General features: G+C 47.6%; 14 protein-coding genes. 9 read left to right on the forward strand and 5 right to left on the reverse strand.

Going from position 1 to position 15447, the window contains the following annotated elements:
• Positions 1–524 precede the first annotated feature (524 nt).
• The 3 genes from AAEO50_RS13370 (at position 525) to AAEO50_RS13380 (ending at position 3511) form a co-directional block, all read left to right on the forward strand.
• Positions 525–923 carry a DoxX family protein gene (locus tag AAEO50_RS13370; RefSeq protein ID WP_341984449.1) on the forward strand — a complete coding sequence of 133 codons (399 nt, stop codon included), beginning with the start codon at positions 525–527 and terminating at the stop codon, positions 921–923.
• Positions 924–972: 49 nt separating this feature from the next.
• Positions 973–1911, forward strand: coding sequence for a ring-cleaving dioxygenase (locus AAEO50_RS13375; RefSeq protein ID WP_341984451.1), 939 nt, complete (start codon positions 973–975; stop codon positions 1909–1911).
• Between the two features lie 478 nt (positions 1912–2389).
• A complete protein-coding gene (locus tag AAEO50_RS13380; RefSeq protein ID WP_341984453.1) occupies positions 2390–3511 on the forward strand; it encodes an NADH-dependent flavin oxidoreductase in 1122 nt (373 codons plus the stop codon).
• A gap of 62 nt (positions 3512–3573) precedes the next feature.
• On the opposite strand, the gene AAEO50_RS13385 is transcribed toward AAEO50_RS13380, so the two are convergent.
• Positions 3574–4350 (reverse strand): TerC family protein, encoded by a 777-nt coding sequence (locus AAEO50_RS13385; RefSeq protein ID WP_341984455.1) that lies wholly within the window; start codon positions 4348–4350, stop codon positions 3574–3576.
• A 601-nt stretch (positions 4351–4951) separates the two neighbouring features.
• Here AAEO50_RS13385 and abc-f point away from each other — a divergent pair.
• Positions 4952–6583 carry a ribosomal protection-like ABC-F family protein gene (gene abc-f, locus AAEO50_RS13390; RefSeq protein ID WP_341984457.1) on the forward strand — a complete coding sequence of 544 codons (1632 nt, stop codon included), beginning with the start codon at positions 4952–4954 and terminating at the stop codon, positions 6581–6583.
• Positions 6584–6847: 264 nt separating this feature from the next.
• Here abc-f and AAEO50_RS13395 read toward each other — a convergent pair whose 3' ends face one another.
• The 3 genes from AAEO50_RS13395 to AAEO50_RS13405 all read right to left on the reverse strand — a co-directional run bounded on the left by AAEO50_RS13395 (position 6848) and on the right by AAEO50_RS13405 (position 9028).
• On the reverse strand, positions 6848–7555 hold the full coding sequence (locus AAEO50_RS13395) for a DNA alkylation repair protein (RefSeq protein ID WP_341984458.1): 708 nt from the start codon (positions 7553–7555) through the stop codon (positions 6848–6850).
• Between the two features lie 173 nt (positions 7556–7728).
• Positions 7729–7920, reverse strand: coding sequence for a hypothetical protein (locus tag AAEO50_RS13400; protein ID WP_341984461.1), 192 nt, complete (start codon positions 7918–7920; stop codon positions 7729–7731).
• A 142-nt stretch (positions 7921–8062) separates the two neighbouring features.
• Positions 8063–9028, reverse strand: coding sequence for a YafY family protein (locus AAEO50_RS13405; protein WP_341984577.1), 966 nt, complete (start codon positions 9026–9028; stop codon positions 8063–8065).
• 112 nt (positions 9029–9140) lie between these two features.
• Here AAEO50_RS13405 and AAEO50_RS13410 point away from each other — a divergent pair, with 112 nt between their 5' ends.
• The 5 genes from AAEO50_RS13410 (at position 9141) to AAEO50_RS13430 (ending at position 13772) form a co-directional block, all read left to right on the forward strand.
• Positions 9141–9974 carry an SDR family NAD(P)-dependent oxidoreductase gene (locus AAEO50_RS13410; RefSeq protein ID WP_425383200.1) on the forward strand — a complete coding sequence of 278 codons (834 nt, stop codon included), beginning with the start codon at positions 9141–9143 and terminating at the stop codon, positions 9972–9974.
• Positions 9975–10431: 457 nt separating this feature from the next.
• On the forward strand, positions 10432–10860 hold the full coding sequence (locus AAEO50_RS13415) for a DUF6526 family protein (protein WP_341984466.1): 429 nt from the start codon (positions 10432–10434) through the stop codon (positions 10858–10860).
• 60 nt (positions 10861–10920) lie between these two features.
• Positions 10921–11847, forward strand: coding sequence for an ABC transporter ATP-binding protein (locus AAEO50_RS13420; RefSeq protein WP_341984468.1), 927 nt, complete (start codon positions 10921–10923; stop codon positions 11845–11847).
• Complete coding sequence (locus AAEO50_RS13425) at positions 11844–12935, forward strand: ABC transporter permease (protein WP_341984470.1); 1092 nt, start codon at positions 11844–11846, stop codon at positions 12933–12935. Before AAEO50_RS13420 ends, AAEO50_RS13425 begins: the two co-directional genes overlap by 4 nt.
• A gap of 159 nt (positions 12936–13094) precedes the next feature.
• Positions 13095–13772 (forward strand): YdeI/OmpD-associated family protein, encoded by a 678-nt coding sequence (locus AAEO50_RS13430; protein WP_341984472.1) that lies wholly within the window; start codon positions 13095–13097, stop codon positions 13770–13772.
• 452 nt (positions 13773–14224) lie between these two features.
• Here the strand turns inward: AAEO50_RS13430 and AAEO50_RS13435 are convergent, their stop codons facing one another.
• A complete protein-coding gene (locus AAEO50_RS13435) occupies positions 14225–15358 on the reverse strand; it encodes a zinc-dependent alcohol dehydrogenase (protein WP_341984474.1) in 1134 nt (377 codons plus the stop codon).
• Positions 15359–15447 lie beyond the last annotated feature (89 nt).

Genomic DNA, 15447 nt, shown 5'->3' on the forward strand with positions numbered 1-15447 from the left:
CTCCGGCGGCTAGAGGCTCGAGGTCATAAGTCAAGCAAGCCAAAAAGGCAAAGAACGCCTTTCCGGCTTGCTCGCCTTATGCTTGTCGCCTCTGGCCAAGCCGCCTCCGCTTTTCTAGCCCACTGGAACGCAGTGACGAGGAGGCTCACGGGCTACCCGTGGAAAGCGAAGTCTTGCACGGAAATCATTAGCGGTTTTTAGAGCCTACTATAAAATGTTCGTCTTTAGACAGTGTTATTAGGGTTTTGTCTCAGCCTTTTTCTTTTTCCTTGCTGGGTTAAAATCAATGACGAGCCCAATTTTGATAAAGATGTCAATCGCCCGTTGACAACGGATGATAGATGATATATTATTATCTCATATTCAAGATATTTAAAATCGAGATAATTTGTCCGGGAGGTGACGCGGCGACAGATAAAGTGAGAATGGGTAACGATATGTTGCTTTGTGCAATCAAAGTATGCAAGAATAAAAATTTTTGGATAAATATCTCGAATTCGAGATAAAAATAGGAGGATTTCATTATGATGGATCTTGGATTATTAATCATTCGTTTAGTTATTGGTGTGTTGTTCATTGGGCACGGGGCGCAGAAATTGTTTGGATGGTATGGCGGTCATGGATTGAAAGGCACGGGAGGCTGGTTTGAATCCATCGGGATGAAGCCTGGTGTAACGATGGCCCTGCTGGCTGGACTTTCAGAACTGGTTGGAGGAATCTTATTTGCGCTTGGGCTTCTGACTCCGTTTGCGGCCATCCTGATTGCAGGGACGATGTTCATGGCGATTGTTAAGGTACACGGCCAGAATGGATTATGGGCAACATCCAATGGGTATGAATACAACTTGACGCTGCTTGCAGTGGCGATCGGAATTGCGTTGATCGGTCCGGGTCAATATGCAGTGGATGCATTTTTATTTTAATGAGTAGAAGGGTTAATACTAGTAGCAGCAGATAAAAGGAGTGATGAACATGAACAAGAAGACAATGGGTATCCACCATATCACGGCAATCGTCGGGCACCCCCAGGAGAATGTGGATTTCTACGCAGGGGTGCTCGGCTTGAGGCTGGTGAAGAAAACAGTCAACTTTGATGACCCTGGAACGTATCATCTCTATTTCGGGGATGAAGGCGGGAGACCGGGGACCATCATCACGTTCTTTCCGTGGGCCGGTGCGCAGCAAGGTGTCATCGGTGACGGCCAGGTCGGAGTGACTTCTTACGTTGTACCTAAGGGCTCGCTGTCTTTCTGGGAAAAGCGGTTAGGTTCGTTCGATATTCCTTTTACAAAAGTGGAGCGTTTTGGTGAAACGTATGTGGAATTCGATGATCCTCATGGTCTTCACTTGGAAATCGTGGAGAGGGAAGATGGGGAACACAGTACGTGGAGCTTTGGCGGGGTGACCCCAGAGGTGGCGATCAAAGGATTTGGAGGCGCCACATTATTATCGGTACAGCCTGAGAAAACAGCTGGATTGCTTGAAGACGTTATGGGACTGGAGTTCGTCGGCAGAGAAGGAGATTTGGCCCGGTATCGTGCTGCTTCTGACATCGGGAACGTCATCGATCTGAAGATGACTCCGACCGGACGCGGCCGGATGGGTGCCGGAACTGTCCATCATATTGCATGGCGTGCCCAGGATGACGAAGATCAATTGGAATGGCAGAAACTCGTGGAATATAATGGATATAGCGTCACTCCAGTGATTGACCGGAATTATTTTAATGCGATTTACTTCCGGGAACAGGGGGAGATCCTGTTTGAAATCGCGACGGATCCTCCGGGATTCGCACATGATGAATCAGAGGGAACAATGGGGGAGAAATTGATGCTGCCCCAGCAGTATGAAGGCCATCGTGAACAGTTGGAGCGGGCGTTGATTCCGATTGAGGTTAGGGAAATGGATTGATTTGTGTGAGGGAGAGGATCGGATGTGTGTCCGGTCCTTTTTAAGTTGATAGGGATTTTTTGTTGAAAATGGGTAAGAAATGAGTGAAAATCGAATGATTTTAGAAGAGTGGAATTAATTAATACGATTCATCGTTCGGATTTACTCTTTTTTGCTTGTCAAAACCCTTTTTAGATGGGAATTTTGAACGGACATTAATTTTATTATCGATATTGAAGGATTTATTATCGGAAAAAGCGGTTCTTTTATCGAAAATGAAAGATTTATTATCGAAATGGGAGACCGGGTAAAATATATTCTCAAAAAGATAAGGGTGAAATTGATTTCAGCTTTTTATCATCGAAATGTCCTTTTTATTATCAAATAACTTCAAGGGCAATGGAGATAAGGGATCACAGCACATCCCATAAGCAGATAAATAGTCAAATCCATTTTCATCTACTATGATATCCCTTAGCACCAAGAAGGAGGCAAAATCATGAACGACAAATACAAAGAATTATTATCACCATATACATTTAAAAACGGAGTGGAGCTGAAGAACCGCATCATCATGGCGCCGATGACCAATTTTTCATCTGATGAAAACGGCAGCGTAACGGATGCAGAGCTGAAGTACTATGCGCGCCGTTCAAAGGATGTCAGCATGGTCATCACGGCGTGTACATATGTGACGCCGAATGGGAAAGGGTTCCCGGGTGAGTTCGGTGCGGACTCTGATGAGATGATTCCAAGTCTCGAACGACTGGCAAAGGCGATCAAGGATCAGGGGGCGAAAGCGGTTCTGCAGATTTTCCATGGCGGGGTGCAGTGCCCTCAGGATCTGGTTCCGGATGGGGACGTAGTCAGTGCGAGTGAGGTAACCGGAGATAATGGAGAGAAAAAAGCAAGGGGATTATCCGAAGCGGAAGTGGAAGAAATCATCGAGGCATTCGGTGAGACGACCCGCCGTGCAATTGAGGCCGGCTATGATGGCGTTGAGATCCACGGAGCGAACGGCTATCTCATTCACCAATTCTTTTCTCCGATGACGAATCAGCGTGATGACCGTTTTGGCGGAAGTCTGGAGAAACGCATGGCGTTCCCGATGGCGATTGTCGATAAAGTGAAGAGTGTGGTTGAAGAGCATGCTGATCCGTCTTTCCTCGTCGGGTACCGTTTTTCACCTGAAGAGGCTGAGGAGGATGGCTTCTCTATGGGCGACACGCTTGCGCTGGTGAATGCGCTGGCAGATAAGGATCTCGATTATCTTCATGTCTCCCTGTTTGAATTCTTCTCAAAGCCAAGAAGGGGCGTCGAGGATCTTGAGAAGCCAAGAATGGAGTATCTACTGGAAACAATCGCAGACCGCACACCTCTTATTGGAGTTGGTTCGATATACTCAGCTGAAGATGCCCGTAAAGCATTCGAGACGGAAGTACCGTTATTGGCACTCGGCCGCGAGCTCATCATCGATCCTGACTGGGTCGAGAAGATTGCAGAAGGAAAAGAAGAAGAAATCGTGACAGAGATTGATAAGGAGAAACAGGAAGAACTGGTTGTTCCTGATCCGTTGTGGAACGCGATCATCAATACGCCGGGATGGTTCCCGGGGGTATAACTTCTTTTTTTAAAAAAAACGTGCCTGTCCCAAACATTCGGGGCAGGCACGTTTTTATGATTTTACATCAGTTCTTTATCAGGTGTTCTCTTGTTGCTTGGTGCAAACCATCCAAGTAAAGCAATCGCCACCAGGACGCCATAGAAAATCAGGGTCCAAACGGTGCTGTGCGGGAAATCGTGAGCCAGTATGTGAATGTCTTCATGGGCAAGTGTGATGACAGCAAGCTTCACTCCGACCCAGGCTACGATTGCATAAGCAGTCGTTTCCAATGCCGGTCGTGTATCAAGCAGCTTCACGAACCAAGTTGCCGCATACTTGATCAAGATCAGACCAGCGATTCCGCCGAGGACGACAACCAGGAATTTCCCACCGTCCATACCGCCGAAATCCGGCAGCGGTGAATCCGGAAGACCAAGGGCAAGCGCCACTGCAGCAAGGATCGAATCGATCGCAAATGCAAGGTCGGCTAAACCAATCTTGCTGACTGTCGGCCAGAAGCCTTTTCCTTTTGCTTCTTCTTCCGTATCTTCCCGTATATTTTCATTTTTCTTCCCGAACTTTGCCTTGATGACATGCTTCAAACCTAAATAAAGCAGGTAAGCTGCACCGATCGCCTGAATCTGCCAGACATTGGCGATGAAGGAAATGGCAAACAGCGCTCCAAAGCGGAAGACAAAAGCCATTAATATACCGTAGCTGATGGCCTTTCTCTTTTGATCTTCAGGCAAGTGTTTCGCAATGACGGCAAGGACAAGTGCATTATCAGCTGATAAAAGGCCTTCAAGTCCGATAAGGATCAATAATGTCCATCCGTATTCTAACCAAATTGAATCCAAACATAACTCTCCTCTCAATATGCAGTCAGAAATGTGGGTCCCATTTTACAAAAAGCCAGAGAAAGAAGTGAATAAAACGAGTGCCGTTTTACATCACACACAGTCATCCGGCCGAGAATGGCCCCGTCTTTTCTGTACGTGTACTTTTTCATCATAGATTTTAAATTCTAAACTTTTTGCATACAAGTCTCCAGTGCCTATCTTACCACTTATTGTGCGTCAAATCTCTTTTGAACATTACCCTTTTTAAATAAAATTAATCAATATAAAAAATTGTCGGGCTGAGAAACCGCTGGGGGCTTAGGGATTGGCCTTGGGGATAATGGGCTTTCTCTTTTAGAAAATCCGTGGTATAGTGAATTTACTAATTATGACAGGAGTGATGGGTGGACGATGAAGCACTGATCTTATTTTTGAGACGTTTGAAATTCCATATTTCAAATCAACCTGAATAGGATTAGTCTGCCCATTTTTATACATTGCCTGAGCTATCGATTGAGAATAGCTTTGTTTGTGCACGTGACAGGTACGGCTAATCCTTCCAGATAAGAGATTCTGGGAGGATTTTTTTGTCCTCCCTTTTATAAGAGGGGAAGATTGTATGAGAGAATTAATGAAATTATTGAATATCCGTTATGAAATTGGAGATCAGAAGATATTTGAAGAGGTGAATGGGAGTGTTCAGGAAGGGGAGGTCATCGGAATCATCGGCCGGAATGGTGCCGGGAAGTCGACGCTCCTGAACTTGATTCATGGCGGTGTTGAGCCGGCGGAAGGACGGGTTCAGTGGATTCATAGCGGGCTGAACATGAGTATGGTCGTGCAGGAAACGGAGGAACATTCTTCTGATGAGGTGTCGGCTGCTGAAGTGAAGCTTTTGGAAAAGTGGCGTGTGCCTGGGCATGACTTTTCTCAGCTGAGCGGAGGGGAGAAGCTGAAGGCGAGACTTGCGAATGGGTTCGCCCGGAATGCTGACCTGCTCCTGCTTGATGAGCCGACGAATCATTTGGATCAGGACAGTTTGGAACTTTTGACGAAAGAAATCGCGGAATATCGAGGGACGATCATTCTCGTGTCCCATGACCGGTCTTTTTTAGATGAAGCGGTGACGAAGATTTGGTCGCTTGAACATGGCAGGCTGATTGAACACAAGGGGAATTATTCGAGCTATATGGAAGAGCGGGAGCAGAAGCGGCTGACGCAGCAGCGTAAATATGAGAAGCAGCAGAAGATGGTGAAGCGGATCGAAAGTCAGATGAAGGAGCTCTCTTCTTGGTCGGAAAAAGCGCATGCCCAGTCGACGAAGCAGGAAGGTTTCAAGGAATATTACCGCGTACAGGCAAAACGGACGGACAGCCAGGTGAAATCGAAGCAGAAGCGGCTTGAAAGGGAGCTTGAGAAGGCGAAGGTTGAGCGGGTGGAAGAGGATCATGAAGTGCGGTTCTCGATCAAATCCGCGCATAAGAAGGGGAAACGGTTCTTGGAAGTGAAGGATCTGGCGAAGTCGTTTGACGGGGGGACGTTATTTAGTAAGGCGAATTTTACAATTCAGTATGGTGAGAAGGTGGCGATCCTTGGTCCGAATGGGAGCGGGAAAACGACGCTGTTAAAGATGATCATGGGTGAGGAAACGGCTGACGGAGATGTATGGGTATCACCTTCCGCCGAGATCGGCTATCTGACGCAGGAGGTGTTCGACCTGCCGCTTGATGAGGCGCCTGAGGAGCTTTTTTATAAGGGAACGTTCGAGGAGCGGGGCAGGGTCCAGACGCTGATGAAGCACCTGGGGTTCTCGTCTGCCCAGTGGCGGGAACCGATCCGGGATATGAGTATGGGCGAGCGCGTGAAGTGCAAGCTGATGAAGTATATTCTAGAGGAAAGGGATGTGCTGATCCTGGATGAGCCGACGAACCATCTTGATCTCCCTTCGCGTGAACAGCTGGAAGAGACGCTTGCTAAGTATAATGGCACACTGATCGTCGTGTCGCATGATCGGTATTTTGTGGAGAAGACGACGGATGTGAAATTGGTGATTGAGAATGGAGGGGTTCGAAAGCAGCTTAGTCAGCCTGCTCCTGAGCGGGATGATGTGGAAGAATTGCGGTTGAAGCTTGAGACGGAGAGGCAGGAAGTGCTGGGGCGGCTTAGTTTTATGGTGCCCGGGGATGCAGAGTATGCTGAGCTGGATGCGCGGTTTTTGGAGTTGACGGTGTTGATTAATAGGTTGAAGTAGGGTGGTTGTGTTGGCGGTTTGGTGTGGTCATGTTAAATGAAAAATATTCGACATGAAGGGTAGAATTAATCTGGTGAAAGGCACAATGATTTAATTGAAGGGTGTAATAGGAATAGTGAAAGGCCTAATAATTGAATGAAGGGTGCAATTATCCGATTATAAGGCACAATCCGCTTTAGAAGGCCGTTTTTATAAAAGACACTTAACTTTTTAATACAAAACACCTCCGATTGGTTATTCGGGGGTGTTTTTTTACCAGGAAGATCAGCAGATACACGTTTTCCGTTTCAGACCGATACGATTTTTGTCAGCAATCTTCTTAATGTACGTTGAAGCAAGCGGCACCTTGCATGCGGTATTTCCGACATCCACATGGACCTTCCCGATCGACTCGGCGACACCCATGGCTTCCTCATGAAGGGCCGGGACATAGCTTCCGACTGAGATGACAAAGCCGTTCATCACATAGCGCACGCGGTTCCGTTCATTATGGACAGAGTTCTTGACCCGGTTCAGGAGCACCCTGATTTCGTTCAGGCCAAGCTCGTCATCCGGCGTGATGGAGAGATAATTTGAATACGTACTCCAGCCGCAAACCGCCATCATCTCTTCATCGGAATCCATCCATTTCTTTGCTAGCTCCCGCGCGTACTGACTTTCCGCAGCCACACCGGCCACCGTGTACTCGGCAATCATATACCAGTAGGCTTTTTCGGCCCAATCCTCCAGTGTTTCTTTTGAAACAAGCTTCGGATTGATGGAGAGACCGGCAAGATACATGGCATCGTGGTTGCCGGAATCATAGAGTCTGAGAGCCAGTCCATGATCCTTTTTTACGTATTTGACCAGCTTTTTCAAATCCCCGATCTTCACACCGTAATATGGTTCTTTCACGCCGTGGTTCAGGTAGATCCGCTTTGTCTGGTCCGTTCCGAGTTCTTCTAGTTTTAGCATGATTTCTTCGTAGGTCATGGTATCGCTCCTTTGGGAGAGGGGTATAGGTTAATGATACTGTATGGAGGGGAATCTTTCCTTTTTTAAAAATTGAATAGCGTTAATTACTATATGTAAAAAGGCACCACAGACAGCGATGCCTTTCTATTATTTGAAATTAGATCCTTTTGACCAAGCTGTTTTACTTATTTTTAATGACCGCCTGTCCATCCCCTCAGATGATTTCGTTGGGCACGGCAGAAAGCGTCATATCCGTCAGGCTTGTGAGTATCATAACAGTTACCAGAGAGATAGCCTTGGGAAAAATACCGTTCCTTGATGCTGCCGACAGTGACGACACCAGCCATGAAGGATAGTGGAATAAGAACGAATAACCAAACCATTTTGTTACCTCCTTTTTATGAACCGACTTGGGTAAAGCAGGTGAAAAACGATTATTGGATAAAAGCCTCTACTCTTATCATATCATTGAACTTGGAAAAAAATAGATATTTTCTAGACGGGTTCACAATTTTTAATAATCAACTAATCCCCCCGATAAAAAGCGACCGTCCTTTCAGCCCTCTCCAAAACCCTGCGGCTTAGTCCTTCAGGCTCGACGACTTTCAGCTGATCCCCGAATCCCAGCAGATAGCCCACAGCTTCTTCTTCCGTATCAAATGAGAGAGTAACGGGTACCCGGCCTTCATTGTTTTCAGAACCAACATTGAGGACACGGGCAAACCGTCCGCTGAAGGTAAGCCTTGAAACGACGGCTGCCGCTGCCTCTACTTTCACTTCATAGCTGGGCAGGTTCCTTATGAAGGTTTTGGTGGAAGAGGTCCAGTATTCGGCGAGGTTGAAGTCATCCGGCCGGACAAATCTTTCTTCGAGAAGTTCTGCGTGTTGGATCCTGGACGCCCGGTAGTTCCTGAGGTCGCCGTTATCTTTGGCGGCGATCAGGTACCAGAGGTCACCTTTAGCGACGAGGCCGAGCGGGGAAACTGTGCGGTCGTCGGTCTTCCCGTCTGCCCTCTGATAGGTGATCTTCAACTTGTTTTCTTCCCATATGGCTTGTTTCAGTATGTCGAACGATGCAGTTTTTCCCTGCTGCCTGCGCCAAGACCGGGTGTCGATGTGGATCCGGTTCCAGACATCTTTAGCGTTTTCCCGGTAGGTGGTTGGAAGGGAGGCGATCAGTTTGTTTCTGGCTTCTTGAGATAGACGGGTAAGCCCGAGATCGTCGAGCAAATGTGCGGAAGTTGAAACGAAGAGGGCCTGTATTTCAGCTTCCTTCAATCCGGTCAGGTCCGTTTTGTAGTTTTCAAGCAGTGACCAGCCTCCGTTCTTGCCTCGTTCCGCAACGACCGGGATGCCTGTCCCGCTTAACGCTTCCATATCCCTGTAGATGGTTCTTTCTGATACTTCAAGCTGTTCTGCCAGTTCTCCCGCGGTCATTCGGCCGTGAGACTGCAATAATAGTAGGATGGAAATCATTCTGTCGCCTCTCATTTCGTTCACCTTTTTCATAAATTTATTAGTTTAATTTAATTAAATATGACACTTGATGTCAAGAATACAATCGTATAATGAGAGTATCTTGAAGATGAAAGGGTTGAGGTTGATGAATTCACTGGCTGGAAAAGTGGCACTTGTAACCGGAGCAAGCAGGGGAGCTGGACGCGGAATTGCGATAGAGTTAGGAAAAGCAGGTGCGACTGTATATGTAACGGGACGAAGTACGAAAGGGAATTCCACCAATGATTGGCCGGGTACGATCGATGACACGGTTTCAGCGATTAAAGCAGCTGGCGGCCGAGGGATTGCGGTCCGGTGTGATCATACAATTGATGCGGAAACGGAGGCAGTCATCAATCAGATTCGTGACGAACAGGGGAAGCTGGATATTCTCGTGAATAATGTGTGGGGAGCTCATGATATTGGTGTCGAACCGGGTGCTTTCTGGGAACTGCCGCTTTCCCTTTGGGATAAAATGTTCACGGCGGGTGTGCGTGCCCAGTTGGCGACGAATCATTATGCGATCCCGCTGCTTTGTGAGAATCCGGGTGGAATGATCTTTCACACCACCTTCTGGGATGAAGGCAAATACTCAGGTCAGTTTTATTATGATCTGGCAAAGAATGCGCTTGTCCGCATGGCGTTTGGCCTATCGGAAGAATTGAAGGAAGACGGCATTGCGGTTCTTGCCGTGTCGCCGGGATTCATGAGGACGGAGCTCGTGCTGAAGCATTTTGGAACGGACGAGGAGAATTGGATGGAGTATGACGACTTGAAGCAAACCGAGACGCCTCACTATATCGGACGTGCCATCACTGCACTGGCAATGGATCCTGAAGTGGTGGAGAAAAGCGGACAGGTGTTAAAAGCAGGGGATTTGGCAGAGGAGTACGGGTTCACCGATATAGACGGGCGGTATATCCCGCCGTTTATGGTGTAGAGCCGGCAGCTTATTTCGACTAAGAAACAGGGGCTCGTAAAGAAGGTTAAAGGCCTGTCTTTTATCATATTTAATGTGATTAAGGACAGGCCTTTTAATGATGAGATTGCAGCTGTGGAATTTTCGACAATAGGCGCAATTATTCGGGGAAGTGGCGCAAATAACAGGAAACCGGCGCAATAATTTCTGTACAGGCGCAATTACCGTCGAAGTGGCTCAATAATGTGGATTCCGGCGCAATTATTAATAAATGAGGCTGGCTACTGTCCGATTCCCCCTGAGAGATCAGTTTCTCGCCTCGAAATCATCATGGCTTCCTATATTTCATAAAAAAACGAACCCGGATGGCCGCTTTAGCAGAGTTTTGGACCGGACCAGTGTGTTCTTTTTTTGTCACATTTCTCCAACCGGCGGCCAACTGGTATATAATGAAAGTATCAACTTCAGGGAGGTACATATGAAACAGCAAAATTATGAAAATCACAGTAAGATCGACCCGGTCTATCATTATGGATTGGCCATTTTAACAGTGGTCACGTTGATTTTGTCAATTACGTTTTTTGTGAAAAATGCCGGTGCGGAGACGCTGCTCAGTTTCATCGTGCTTTTCGCTGCGGTTACGTTCCTATTAATCGTGGCTAAACTGAGATTATATGCCCTGCAGGTGCAGGACCGGATTATCCGTAATGAAGAGAATTTCCGTTATTATCGTTTGACTGGTAAAACGCTGGATCCGGGTCTAACCGTGAAGCAGGTGGTTGCCCTGCGCTTTGCTCCGGATGAAGAGTTCCCAGGCTTGGTGGAACGGACAACGCAAGAGAACTTAACACCTAAAGACATTAAGAGAGCTGTACAGAATTGGCGTGAGGATCATCATCGCGTATAGACAACAGGGAAGGGACCGCTCAACGCCTGAGCGGTTACTTTTTTCAAAAGGAGGCTCTTTATGCCTGATGAAGTAATGGTTGATGTGAAAAATCTTGTGAAAAAGTATGGCACCTTTACGGCAGTGAATGGTGTTGCATTTCAAGTGAAAAAAGGAGAAATCTTCGGCTTGCTTGGTCCGAACGGGGCCGGGAAGACGACGACGATCGAGATGCTTGTCGGTCTCCGGAAGCCTGATGCGGGGACAGCAAGCTTGGCGGGCAATGATGTCCGTAAACAAGTGAACAAGGTGAAGGAAGTGATTGGGGTACAGCTTCAGTCGACTTCTCTTTTTGAATTATTGAAGGTGGAGGAAATCCTTCATTTATATGCGAGCTTTTATCCGAGTCATGTGGATATTGAAGGGCTGATCGGGGACATGCTTCTGACCGAGAAGCGGCGAGACCGGATCAAGGGGCTGTCTGGCGGCCAGAAGCAGCGGCTTGCGATTGCGCTCGCACTGATTCATGATCCCGCGATTGTGTTTCTCGATGAGCCGACGACAGGACTGGATCCGCAGGCAAGACGGACGCTGTGGGACATCGTGCTTCGCTTGAAGGAGCGGGGGAAGACGGTTATTCTTTCGACGCATTATATGGATGAAGCCCATGTGCTCTGCGACCGCATCGGCATCATGGATCAAGGGGAGCTGATCGCGCTCGACACGCCGGCGAATCTTGTGAAAACCTTGCAGTCGACGAGTACCGTGGAATTTTATCTGAACAACCCGCCTGAGCAGGAGTGGTTCATGAAAATGGACGGGGTCGAAGAAGCGGCAGTCAAAGATACATTCGTCCAGCTGTACACAGATGACCTTCAGTTGGCACTGACATCCCTTATCGGGGTATCGGCCGAGCACGGCCTGGAAATCAGGGACCTGCAGACACGGCAGGCGACACTGGAAGACGTGTTCATTCATATGACCGGAAGGAGGCTGCGTGAATCATGAGAGCTTATTGGCAGCTGACATTGGCACAACTGCGCATTTTTGCCCGCAATAAGCAGGTGATATTCTTCACGCTACTCTTCCCGATCATCCTGATGGTGGCGCTCGGATCTTTCGTGGGCGGCGGAAATTCCCTTTCGCTGACGGCAGGGATGGTCGACCGTGATGCAACTGATGCCTCAAAGGACTTGAAGGATTTATTTTATGAAAATGAAGGAATTGAGACCGCTGACTATAACACAGTCGACGCAGGTAAGGAAGCTGTCGAGAACGGTGATATCCAGCTTCTGATCGAGATTCCGGAAGGGTATGGAGCGAGCCTTGAGGATGGGGGCGGGGCATTTTCCGTTCCTGTTTATTATAATGAGAAAAATTTGACCACTGCTGAGCTCGGCCTTACGGTGGTGAACGGGATCATTGATCAATACAGCAAGGACCTTGTCGATTACAAGCCGCTGGTGACGGTTGAAAAAGTGGGGATCGAGGCGCTTAACATCCGCTATATCGACTTCCTCGTACCAGGGATCGTTGCGATGATGATCATGAGCAACAACATGAACGGTGTCGCAGGGCAGATCTCGGCCTGGCGCGAACGCGGAATCCTCCGCCGAATGCAGGGGACGAGGTTGAAAGCCTCAACGTTCATCGCTGCCCAGATTACGGCACGCCTCTTGCTGAACGGGACGCAGGCTTTATTGGTCGTCCTCATAGCGAATCTCATTTTTGATATTAATGTTGCCGGTTCGTGGCTGGCATTGATTTTCTTTATTGTACTCGGCACCCTGGCGTTCATGTCGATCGGTTTCATCATTGCCGGAATGGCGAAAAACCCGGAAAGTGCAGGACCGATTGCAGGATTTGTGTCGTTTCCGCTCCTATTTCTTGGCGGGGTTTTCTTCCCGATCAACAATATGCCTGAACTGATCCAGCCGATTGTGAAGGTCCTGCCGATTTCTCATCTGACTTCTGCACTGCGGGAGACGATGAATATCGGGACCTCGTTTTTTGCACTGGGGACGGAGATGCTCATTTTGGGCATATGGCTTGTTGGCGGGTTTGCGGTGGCGAGCTGGGTGTTTAAGTGGGAATAGGCTTGGTATGTGTAGACTGAAGCGGTTGGAAGAGTGGCTTAGGGCGGGGCACCTGTCCCTGTGGATGATGCTCCCCTGGTCATGAAGAGGTCGAATCGGGGTCAGTCCTCCGTGCACGGGGCACCTTTAGTCAAAGACAAGCAGAAAAGGAGTTATGAAATGAATTCAACTAAACCTGTTACTGAGAAATTGAATTTCAGCAAATATCCTGAGAAACTCATTCTTAACATCCCGGAGGATATCGAGGACTTTGATGCAATCGATTATGACGCGAACATTAAACAGGTTCGTTATGACCTCGTCTTCACTTTTATTTTCAGTTTAGAAGCTTTCTCCACTCAATTGAAGGAAATTTCCGAAAAGCAATTGGTGAAGGACAACGGCTATTTATACTTTGCCTATCCTAAGAAGAACAATCCAAAGTATGCCGAATACATAGACCGTGACAGCATTTATAATGAGAAACATTATAATGAGGAAGGATACGTTCATGGAAGTAACCTGAAGTTTTCAAGAATGATCAGTCTGAATGATGTGTTCACCGTGGTGGGCATGAAGGCTGCGCCTAAGAAAGCGAAAAAAGCCGCCACCACGAAAAGCAGTCAATGTGTAGATGACTACATTGACAATATTGATGACATCAAACAGTATTTGAGCAAAAATGACGCAGTCTTAGCCATTTATGCCGGATTGACGCCTGGATACCAAAAGGATTGGGCCCGTTACGTCTATAGTGCGAAACGAAAAGAAACGCAGGAAAAGCGATTGAAGGATATGGAGACTGTCCTGGATGAGGGCTATAAGTCGATGGATTTGTATAGAAGGAAGAATAAGTAATGGAATATGGTGCCTGATTCGGATTTGATTCGAGTTTGGGCATCTTTTTTAGATTTTAAATTTGATGCAGCTGGGTGTGGCTTCTGAATTTGGAGCGTTAGCCTGTCCAGAATGGTGAGCGGCATTCTCAGGGGCAGGTTTTTACAGGAGGGCTTGAGGTTTGGGATTGCCAGGCCCGTGGGAAAATCGAGAAAGTTGGCGCAATTATTTAGAATCTGGCGCAATAAATTGAAATCTGGCTCGATTATTTAAAAAAGTGGCGCAATTATTTGGAAGTCGTCATGATTATTAAAAGTGAAGCTGGATTTTTCGGTGTTGAGCGGGACCGACTAAAGGTAAAGAAGCGCGTTTTCAATGAAATTAGCTCTTCCAGATTCACTTTTCATTAAAAAAGTGCAAATCAGGGCCATTTTGTGTGCGCCTGGTCCCCAATATAGGGACCAGGCACTTTTTTATGGCTTAAGGATGACCTTGATGCAGTCGTCTTCTTTTTTGTTGAACAGCTGGTAGCCTTTTGCTGCGTCGTCAAGTTTGAGTTTGTGGGTGATGATGGAGGTGGAGTCGATTTCATTGTTGACGATTTGTTTATAGAGAGGGGCCATGTAGGCTCTGGCATGTGCCTGCCCCATTTTCAGCGTAATGTTCCTGGAGAAGAATGCTCCGAGGGGGAACATGTTGTAAAGTCCCCCGTATACGCCTGTCAATTGAACGGTGCCGCACTTTCGTACCGCTTTGGTCGCGATTTGAATCGGTCCGATCGTGCCGCCCTGCAGTTTTAATTTTTGTTCCACAAATTCGAGGGGTGATTTTTTACCGTCCATCCCGACGCAATCGATCACGACATCTGCTCCGCCCTTGGTCAATTCCTTCAAGGTTTCCCCCATATCGTCGTATTGGGTGAAATCAAAGGTTTCGGTGCTGTTCATCTTCTTTGAGTGCTGAAGCCGGTAGTCGAAATAATCGACTGCTATCACCCGTTCTGCGCCTTTTTTCCATGCGAACTGCTGGGCCATCAAGCCGACCGGTCCGCATCCAAGCACGATGACGGTATCCCCTTTTTTTACGCCTGCATTTTCTACACTCCACCAGGCAGTGGGCATTACATCAGAAAGCATGAGAAGCTGCTCGTCCTCCAACTCACAATCTTCCGGTACAAGAAAGGGGGTGTAATTCCCAAATGGGACTCTCAGATACTCCGCCTGACCGCCGGGATAATTTCCGAATTTCTCCGAGTAGCCGAATAGTCCGCCGGAATCGTAATGAGGGTTGGAATTGTCACACTGGCTTTCCAGATGGTGACTGCAATAGTGACAAGTTCCGCAGGCGACCGTGAAGGGGATGATCACGCGATCTCCTTTTTTTACTTTCGTTACGTCGTGACCGATTTCTTCGACGATTCCCATCGGTTCGTGACCGATCACATAACCGATGGGAAGGGGAAAGTTCCCTTGATACAGATGCAAATCCGAGCCGCAGATGGCGGTAGACGTTATCCTGACAATGACATCTTGCGGATCTTCTATGCGCGGATCATCCACCTTCTTGACGGCCACGGAATTCTTCCCTTGATAGGTTACAGCTTTCATGATTATTCCTCCCATTCAATTCTCTATCAGTTTTCTTACGACATCAGATTTTAGAATGCGAAATACGGCACTCTTAAAAGGACTATACT

The organism is Rossellomorea oryzaecorticis (genome assembly GCF_038405515.1).
GTDB lineage: Bacteria > Bacillota > Bacilli > Bacillales > Bacillaceae_B > Rossellomorea > Rossellomorea oryzaecorticis_A.